Source organism: Vibrio mimicus CAIM 602, from assembly GCF_000338875.1.
Taxonomy (GTDB): domain Bacteria; phylum Pseudomonadota; class Gammaproteobacteria; order Enterobacterales; family Vibrionaceae; genus Vibrio; species Vibrio mimicus.
The window spans coordinates 1-2,832 of record NZ_AOMO01000108.1; the positions used below are offsets into that span (position 1 = coordinate 1).

At 41.2% G+C, this 2,832-nt stretch carries 2 protein-coding genes and 1 pseudogene; all 3 read left to right on the forward strand.

The features are described 5' to 3' along the window. Positions 1–45 precede the first annotated feature (45 nt). Positions 46–227, forward strand: a pseudogene (locus D908_RS23265) (hypothetical protein); the annotation flags it as partial. A 715-nt stretch (positions 228–942) separates the two neighbouring features. Further along, positions 943–1,224: a DUF1289 domain-containing protein gene (locus tag D908_RS0120140; RefSeq protein WP_001894429.1), complete on the forward strand. Its 282-nt coding sequence runs from the start codon at positions 943–945 to the stop codon at positions 1,222–1,224. 255 nt (positions 1,225–1,479) lie between these two features. Continuing rightward, on the forward strand, positions 1,480–1,938 hold the full coding sequence (locus D908_RS00100) for a hypothetical protein (protein WP_005528074.1): 459 nt from the start codon (positions 1,480–1,482) through the stop codon (positions 1,936–1,938). The last annotated feature ends 894 nt before the right edge of the window (positions 1,939–2,832 follow it).

A 2,832-nucleotide genomic window follows, 5' to 3' on the forward strand; every position in this document is an offset into this window, starting at 1 on the left:
CCTTAGGCGGGCGTTATGCTTAATCATCGTAAAATCAGTGGTTTATTGGTTTTTCTTTGTTCCCTCAGTTTTTAGTTTTGTGATCGTCGGCAAGTTGGCTTTTTTGAGCGCTGTTTTTCGGACACTTATTCTTTGGCTCTGAAAATTCAGAGAATTGCCTCAATCAATTTTCGGGTAAGCGCGAGGTTAGGGCGGTTGGCTCAATCAGAAATCCATTTTTAGGTTTTCAAACGTCAAACCAGATTTGCCAAAATTCCGAGCCTGATTATCAAAACTATGATTCATTTCGGTTTTCTACGTTTTGGCTTTTGTTTGTAAATCAAAGTCGAGTTAATCTTGTTTCCAGCAAAACGTAACCCATTGAAGTTTAAGCATAACAAGGCGTTTAAGTGGGATTCGTGCCGCGTGGCATTTTTGGTTTGCGGTGAGCTTTGTGGTGAAAGTGGTCTGCGGGAAGTTGGTTTGTGCGGCATTCACCCCTTAACGCAGCGTTATGTGCATACGAGTTGAAACGGAGAGAGTAATGCCGCTAATTGAGATTCCAGATGAGTTAAGGTCAAAATGTGGCTCTAATTTACACTGGGATTTGTACAAAGTTGATGTGAGATTGAGGTCTGGAGTCATACTCTACGATTTAAGTGTGCGAGACAAGGTAGCTTTTGAGCCAACTGTTGATGAATCTCCTGATAAATACAATTTTCAAAGTTCAGATATCGTAAATATTAGACCTGCGACTGTGCCAAGTCGTATTAAAACCTTATTTCTTGGTTGGTAGTAGTCTTCACATTAGTTGTTGTCCTGATGTTCGAGCATCGGCACATAACAAACGCCTCAAGAGGGACTGTCAACGCGTGGCGTTTCCAGTCCCATTGAGCCGCGGAGGTTACGGTTGTTATGTTTGAGTTTAGTGGTAGTGCGTTGCCAGCCCCTTAGGCGGGCGTTATGTGTTTTTCTGAAAAATTTTCACAGCTCTGCGCTTATAATTCAGACGTGAGGTGCACTATGTCTGAAAATCAAAAAGTTAAAAGAGCTGAACCAATTGAAACTTGTTCATATAAAAGTCCTTGTGTTCGTCATTGTTGTTTAGATGACAAAGATATCTGCATAGGTTGTGGTAGGACTCTTGATGAGATATGTCGTTGGAGTAGTGCAACAAATAGCGAAAAACAAGAGATATTAATCAATAGCTTAGCTAGAGTTCAGAGCCGAAATATATCGATATGAAGCATCTTAGTCTTGTGTATATGATGGTTTTTTATCGAATGCTGTTTGGCATAAATGCCTTTCGCTACCCCTTTAAATGGAAGGGTGGGCATCAGAAACACACACATAACAAACGCCTCAAGAGGGACTGTCAACGCGCGGCGTTTCCAGTCCCAATGAGCCGCGGTGGTTGCAGTTGTTGTGTTTGAGTTTAGTGTTAATGCGTTGCCAGCCCCTTAGGCGGGCGTTATAGCGCAATTCTACTTCGGAGGAAATTTGGAAAACTCGATTATTAATGAAATCAAAAAAATCAGAGCAGTTCTGGAATCTATCGATAAATCAGAGTTTCACTCAAACACGAGTTTTTATCAGTGTTTAAATGGCTTTCCTGGAGGCTGTTGTGGTGATACATCTCAGCTTTTAGGTTTATTTTTGAAGCAGAATTACGACAAAGACTGTACTTATGTTTCTGCTAGAGGGCTTGGTAATAATAGAGAGCAATCTCATGCTTGGCTGCAATGTGACGGCTATATTATTGATATTACAGCTGATCAGTTTAACTCTATCGGTTATAACCTTGATAAAGTGATCATCTCTGAAAGTAGTGAGTTTCATGAAAACTTCTCTAGAGTTGAAAAGTTTAAGCTTAACGTCGATAAATTGAGTCAAACCCCAATTCCTAGCGTGCTAAATCAAGTCAATGAACGAATGCAAAGTGCAACATTTGCGCTATAACAAAGCGTTAAAGAGGGACTTGGCACGCGTGGCATTTTTGGTTTGCAGTTTGTTTAGTGGTTAAGGTGTTATGCGGTCACTTTTGTATTGCGTGCCTGCGCCCCTTAACGCGGCGTTATGCTTAATCAAGTAAAATCAGTAGTTTATGGTTTTCTTTGTTCCCTCAGCTTTTCAGTTTTGTGTTTGTCGGCAAGTTGACTTTTGTGGGCGCTATTTTCTGGACATCCATTCGTGAGCGCTAAAAATTCAGAGAGTCGCCTCATTTAAGTTCAGTGCGTTTTTGAGTCGAATGAAGCGATCTTAGTTGCAAAGTTTGAGCTCAAGTTTTCGGTTTCTCACGCTAAAACTCAAAGTCATTACGACTAAATTTATGAGTTAATTCAGCTTTTTAGCGTCTGGTTTTGGTTTTCAAAGGTAAGTCGAGTTAAGCTCTTGGTATCGTAACCTTTATCGACAGAGGTTTAGTGAGTAGCTCTATTTCATTTTTGGCCCATATGGCTGAGCTTTTCATTTTATCCGGTTGCTTGTTGGCAATTGGCAGTCAAATGAAGCAAAGTGTCGATGTTAGCTGCAACGCATAACAAAGCGTTTAAGAGGGACTTGGCACGCGTGGCATTTTCAATTTACGGCAAGTTTAGTGGTTAAGGTGTGATGCGGTCACTTTTGTAGTGCGTGCCGGCGCCCCTTAACGCGGCGTTATGCTTAATCCATAAAAATCAGCAGGTTGTTATTGTCAATTCCTTTGGCATTTCGTTCAGGTTTTGTCGGCAATTCAATATTGTTTTTCGCTGCCTAATGAAGCGGCAATGTATCTGGCGCTGTAAATTCTGAGTGATTGCCTCATTGGGTTTTTGAGTCCATGCGAGGTTAGTGTTGTTGGCTCAAGTCGTTTTG